The organism is Deltaproteobacteria bacterium (assembly GCA_009929795.1).
Lineage (GTDB): Bacteria > Desulfobacterota > Desulfovibrionia > Desulfovibrionales > Desulfomicrobiaceae > RZZR01.
This window is the reverse complement of record RZZR01000134.1, coordinates 1-6,137: the sequence shown is the minus strand read 5'-3', so window position 1 is coordinate 6,137 and position 6,137 is coordinate 1. Positions and strand designations below refer to the sequence as shown.

Genomic DNA, 6,137 nt, shown 5'->3' with positions numbered 1-6,137 from the left:
GTGCTCTCCGGTTCCCATGCCGATGTAGAAATATGGCCAGCGGCCGTAGATATAGCCGTGCAGAGCCTCCCATGGCCAGAACCCTGGAAGTTTTCGACCTTCGCGGATAAAGGCCCGGGTGGAGGGTTTGAAAAATCGATCGAGAATGTCCATGGTTCTGTCCTGAAGAATTGGCCGGGCAATGATTCCGGTTTTCAACCCGATGCCATGTGGCGGGGACTCTGCCTCGTATGGGAGTGCCGGTCAACGCATGAATTTTTTGTGTCCAACGCCTGTCGGAATTGAAGGGATAATCAAGGCCTTGGTCCTGTTGGCCCTGTTTGCCGCGGTTGTAAATTTTGGGCGAAGGACCTAGTATCTTTCGTCTCCACAGATCATAAGCGGTATAACTATGTCTATTTTCAAGTTTTCTCTCTTCTTTGCCCAAAGCGTTTTTCTGGTGGTCATTTCGGCCTTTTGGGCCTGGGCCGATACCGCCACGACCCCTACCGAAAATCCGTTTCGGGAGGAGATCATGGTTTTGGAGAACGAGTTCCATGTTTTCGGCCAGGACCAGGAACGGCTCGGCAAGACCGTGGCCGAGGTCATGAACAGACTCGGGATCCTTGAAAAGGCCGTGCAGGCCCTGACGGCCGTTGCCGAGGAAAACAGCCGGGAATCGGCCCGTCTTCTGGAGGAGCTGAACCGGGTCGTGGCCGACAGTGCCGACTTGGCCGAGCAGTTGGGCCGGACGGCTCAGGATGCCCGCATGGAGCGGGAAAAGATCGGTGCGGCCCAGGCCGGTTTGGCAACCATGGTTCAGAAATTGGACCAGGCCATGGCCAACATTCTCACAGCCAAGGATCTTGAAGAAATTCAAAAGAAGACGGCGGTCCGCCTGGACGGCCTGGAAAAGTCCGTTCGGGAATTGACTGAGGCCGGGGTCAAGGAACGGGCCACCCTGGGACGGGAGGGCGAGAACCTGCGAGAAAAACTGGAGGCCCAGGACCGGGAGCTGGCCCGGACCCGGGATGAGGTCAAGAACCTGGCCAAGACCCTGGAGGAATCCGAGGCCCGGCTTCAGTATTTTCGGGATATGGTCCTGGCCAACAACCATGTCCTTGAGAGTCTCAACGCCACCCTGTCCACCGTCCACAGAAGTTCCGAACAAAGTCTGCAGGATGTGCAGGAGACCATCTATCAAAGGACCGTCTACGGGATGATTGTGGTTGGTCTGGTGATTGCGGTTCTTATTCTTATGCTCCTGCTCTTTCGACGCAGACCGTCTTCCTCCCTTGCCCGTCCGGTCGAGACGCCCCCGGTCCGAGCCGACGACGAGGATCTGGTGGACTGGCTCGAGCGCAGAGGGCCGGGGACCAAAACGTAGCGGACGGCCGGTACTGTCAGAGCATCGGCGTTTTTTTCAAGCAACGACAACGTGAACGCGGAAGAATCCATGATCGGCACCACAAATTCCATATCCGACGCCCATCTCGCCAGACGGCAGGCCCTGAGGGCGAATCTTGCCGGGCGACAGGACATTGATGCCCTGCTCGTGACCTATGCGGCCAATCGGTTTTATCTTTCGGGTTTCGAGCTTTTCGATTCCCAGTGCAACGAAAGCTCGGGCTGCCTCATCATTCACGCCGACGGCCGGGAGTGGCTGTTGACCGATTCCAGATATGAACTGGAGGCCCAAAGGGTCTGGAGCCCGGATTCGGTGTACATCTACCGAACGAGGACCAAGGCCGAGATCGCCAGGTTCGTGGCGGCTCAGGGGGTGAAGCGGCTGGGTATCGAGGCCGATTCCCTGTGCGTGGAGATGTACGAGGCCTTGCGGGCCGAATGCGAGGTGGTTCTGGTGACGGGACTGGTAGAGGCCATTCGGGTGCGCAAGGACGAATATGAAATCCGGGCCCTGCGGGCGGCCTGCGACCTGAACCACAAGGTCATGGCCCAGGCTGAGGCCTTGATGGTTCCGGGCATGAGCGAGTTTGAACTGGCCTGGGCCGTGGAGCGCCTGTACCGGGAGCAGGGCGCCCAGCGACTGAGCTTTTCGACCATCGCCGCGGTGGGGCCCAACGGGGCCAAGCCTCATGCCATACCCGGTGACGCGGCCATCACGGACGGATGTCCTGTGCTTTTGGACATGGGATGCCGGCTGAACAACTATTGCTCGGATCAGACAAGGACCTTCTGGGTCGGTGATCGCCCCGACCCCAGGTTCCTCGAAACCCGGGCCCGGGTTTTGGAGGCCCAGGCCGAGGCCCTCAAACAGTATGGACCGGGTCTATCCCTGGCCGAGGCCTTTCAGACGGCCAGGGCGGTGTTCGATCGCTACGGCGTGGCCGAGCATTTCACCCATTCCCTGGGGCACGGCATCGGCCTGGAAACCCACGAGGCCCCGAGCGTCGGGCCGAACAGCAAGGGAACATTCGAACCTGGCATGGTGGTGACCTGTGAACCAGGGCTCTACTATCCGGAATGGGGCGGGGTTCGCTGGGAATACATGGCCCTGATCACCGAAACCGGTGTCGAGGTCTTTTGAAGACGGATTTTGAGGGAGCATGAGAAATTTGGGACGAACGGCACTGCACGTGATATTGTTCCTGAATAATCTCGTATGGCCGCAGGATGTTGGAAAATTGAAGCGTGAAGTTATGGAATTATAAATTGAAATGATAAATCTGTAATTTTAATGAGATGCACGAATTGTGTTCATTAGTATCGTCGTTACCGTCCTGCAATCGAAATGAAGATAGACGAAAAAATGATTTTAGATTTATCTGAGAAAAAAATTCAACAAAGTATTGAGGATAGGAAACGTACTCATCAACGATTTCTTAAAAATGTAAAAACATACAAATCATTTTTAGAATTGGAAGAGGAAGCATTTCGAGATGGCGCCATTTCAAAGAAAACGAAAGAATTAATGGCTCTGTCAATTTCGATCGTGACGAAGTGTGAACCATGCATGGAATGGCATCTTGATCAAGCGCTACAGCATGGTGCGACGGACGAAGAAATCTTTGAGACGATCGATGTTTCGATAGAAATGGGTGGTGGTCAAGCTGGTGCCTATGCTCGTTTCGTTTTGAAGGCCATGGACTATTTTAAGGGAAAAATGGCTGCCGACGCTAGCAACAAGCGATTGCAAGAGGACGTTTAACTGCGGATTTCCACGCTCAGGCTCCCGCGAAACGTGGCGTTCGGCAACAGATACGCATGTCATTACTGATCCAGGAAGTTCCCGTGACAAGTGCTCCAATGGAGCTCCTGATCCTTGCCGATCCCTCGGAAGACAAGATTCGCTCCTATCTTTCAGGATCAAAGTGCTTCATTGCATCACGTGGTGTGGTTGTGGTTGGTGCATGCGTCGTACGGCCACGCGGCCCTGATGCACATGAACTGATGAGCATTGCTGTTCGCCCAGTCCACCAGAAGTCCGGATACGGCACAGCACTCTTGAAATGGGTTATTGACTTCTTTCGCAACTCCGGCGCACGGCAACTCGAGGTGGGCACCGGTACGTTCGGCTATCAACTCGCTTTCTACCAGCGGCATGGCTTTCGGGTTACGAGTATTGACCATGATTTCTTCGTCAATAATTATCCTGCACCGATCTTCGAGGACGGGATACAGCTCTTTGACATGCTGCGCCTTACGCTGAGGTATTCGGGCAATGTTGCTTAACAATTTTATTCAAGCCGATTCCCATCGCGGCGTGTTTTATTCAGGCGTTTGCGGGATGCTTCACATTTTTTGAACGTGGGCTGAAGTGAAAGGAGAAGGACGATGATGAAGATGATGGTTGTGGTCTCGATTGCGATGCTGGCGTGTCTCGCCCCTTTTGCCGATGCCCAGGTCGGAGCAAAAAAGGTCGGTGATCCGCGTGTTGAGAGACTTCTTCAAGAAGCTGAAATGAAATACTCCATTGATAATGATGGTGATTTCAAACTCGCGAACGATGTCGGAAATGGAAGAACTCAGCTTGTTTGGATTTTATCCAACACTTCCGAGCTAGGGACTCTTGAGATTAGACAAATATGGTCGATAGCATATAGTTCCGAAACACCATTTTCAGCCAAGATTGCGAATCGACTGCTTGAGCAGAACTCCAAAGTTAAGCTGGGGGCCTGGCAGGTTCGCAAGATGAGCGATAATTACGTTGCGGTGTTCTCCGCGCAGATTGCCGCCGACACCGATCAATTGTCTTTGCTTCTGGCGCTTCACGCGGTCACAACAACTGCCGACGAGATTGAGAAAGAGCTTACAGGCAAGGACGATTATTGAGCCCAGTAAATGGGTCTAGCTGACTTGGAAAATCGTGTCGCTACGCTATACGGTTCCCATGCGGCTGGACGCCCAAAGTTGGCCCTTGGGAGATTGAGAGAACTGTGAACCTACAATGCCCCTGATTTTGACGACTGTCCCGCCCCTTGGTTTTTTCGATGGGCCTCAATTAACAAGCATTCGAGGAGAAGGAAACGGTGAAGGAAAGCAAAAAGGATCGTGAGCAGGTTGTGATCGCCCCCAGCATGCCCGAGGGGTTACCGGAAGTCGTCTTGAACGATAACGCCGGAGTCGTTCTCAAAAAGCGGTATCTGCGCAAAGACGGTCAAGGCGAGGCCATTGAAACCCCCCAAGAGATGTTCTGGCGGGTGGCCGCCAGCATCGCGGCCCAGGATGCTAGATATGGGCGGACTCCGGCCGAGGTGGAAGCTTTGGCCAGGCGGTTTTACGACCTGATGATCTCCTTCGTGTTCCTGCCCAACTCCCCGACCCTGATGAACGCGGGCACAGATCTCGGCCAGTTGGCGGCCTGTTTCGTCCTTCCGGTTGGGGACTCCATGGAGGACATCTTCGATGCCATCAAGAACGCGGCCATGATCCACAAGTCGGGTGGCGGTACGGGATTTTCCTTCTCCCGCCTTCGGCCCAAGAACAGCCGGGTGGGCTCCACGGGCGGCATCGCCTCGGGACCCCTGTCCTTCCTTCGAATTTTCAACACGGCCACGGAACAGGTCAAACAGGGTGGAACCAGGCGGGGGGCGAACATGGGCATCCTCCGGGTGGACCACCCGGACATTATCGAGTTCATCAGGGCCAAGGAGAAGGAAGGGATCCTGAACAACTTCAACCTGTCCGTGGCCTTGACCGAAGAGTTCATGCAGGCCGTGGAAAAAGACCAGGACTATCCCCTGATCGCCCCGCACACGGGCCGGGAAAAAGCCCGGCTCCAGGCCCGGGAGGTGTTCCAGCTTCTGGTCCGCAAGGCCTGGGAGAGCGGGGACCCGGGCATCATCTTCCTTGATCGCATCAACCGGGACAACCCGAACCCGGACCAGGGCGAGATCGAGAGCACCAATCCGTGCGGCGAGCAGCCCCTGCTGCCTTACGAAGCCTGCAACCTCGGCTCCATCAATCTGGCCCGGTTCGTGCTCGAAAAAGATGGCGGGATCGAGGTCGATTGGGACAGGTTGCGTGAAGTGGTGCACCTCAGCGTTCGTTTTCTGGACAATGTCATCGACGCTTCGGAATATCCGCTGGAGCGCATCACGGAGACCGTGCGCAAGAACAGGAAGATCGGACTTGGCGTCATGGGCTGGGCCGATCTTCTGTACCAGCTGGGTCTGCCCTACGACAGTCGCCGGGCCATCGTGCTCGCCGAGCAGATGATGGATTTCATCCAGAAGGAATCAAGGTCGGCGTCGAAGAAACTCGCCATGGAGCGCGGACCCTTCCCGTCCTTTGAGACTTCCGTCTACAAGGAACAGAATCTTGGGCCCTATCGCCATGCCACAACCACGACCATCGCCCCCACGGGCACCCTGTCCATCATTGCCGGATGTTCGTCCGGGGTGGAGCCTCTTTTTGCCCTGTGCTTCGTGCGCCAGGTCATGGACGGCGAAAAGCTGACCGAGGCCAACAGCTTCTTTGTAAAGGCCTTGCACGATCAGGGCTGTTATTCCGAAAAGCTCATGGCCGAGGTGATCGAAAAGGGCTCGGTCCGGAACATGGAATTTCTCCCCGAGGAACTGCGCAGTGTATATGTCACTTCCATGGACATCGATGCGCAGTGGCACCTCAAGATGCAGGCGGCCTTCCAGAAGCATACCGACAATGCCGTATCCAAGACGGTCAACCTGCCCCTGTCT

7 protein-coding genes are annotated in these 6,137 nt (G+C 55.5%); 6 read left to right on the top strand and 1 reads right to left on the bottom strand.

The features are described from left to right. A partial coding sequence (locus EOM25_11480) for a 4Fe-4S ferredoxin (protein NCC25794.1) occupies nt 1-153 on the bottom strand: 153 nt, incomplete at its 3' end. 238 nt (nt 154-391) lie between these two features. Between EOM25_11480 and EOM25_11475 the strand changes: the two genes are divergently transcribed. The 6 genes from EOM25_11475 to EOM25_11450 form a co-directional block, all read left to right on the top strand. Beyond that, on the top strand, nt 392-1,366 hold the full coding sequence (locus EOM25_11475) for a hypothetical protein (GenBank protein NCC25793.1): 975 nt from the start codon (nt 392-394) through the stop codon (nt 1,364-1,366). Nucleotides 1,367-1,435: 69 nt separating this feature from the next. Further along, complete coding sequence (locus EOM25_11470; protein NCC25792.1) at nt 1,436-2,527, top strand: aminopeptidase P family protein; 1,092 nt, start codon at nt 1,436-1,438, stop codon at nt 2,525-2,527. Nucleotides 2,528-2,752: 225 nt separating this feature from the next. Beyond that, entirely contained in the window at nt 2,753-3,148 is a 396-nt protein-coding gene (locus EOM25_11465; protein NCC25791.1) for a carboxymuconolactone decarboxylase family protein, read from the top strand. 98 nt (nt 3,149-3,246) lie between these two features. After that, nucleotides 3,247-3,672, top strand: a complete 426-nt coding sequence (locus tag EOM25_11460) for a GNAT family N-acetyltransferase (GenBank protein ID NCC25790.1) — start codon at nt 3,247-3,249, stop codon at nt 3,670-3,672. 102 nt (nt 3,673-3,774) lie between these two features. Further along, complete coding sequence (locus tag EOM25_11455; protein NCC25789.1) at nt 3,775-4,272, top strand: hypothetical protein; 498 nt, start codon at nt 3,775-3,777, stop codon at nt 4,270-4,272. Between the two features lie 245 nt (nt 4,273-4,517). Further along, nucleotides 4,518-6,137 (top strand): adenosylcobalamin-dependent ribonucleoside-diphosphate reductase (locus tag EOM25_11450; GenBank protein ID NCC25788.1); only part of this gene is annotated, 1,620 nt, incomplete at its 3' end.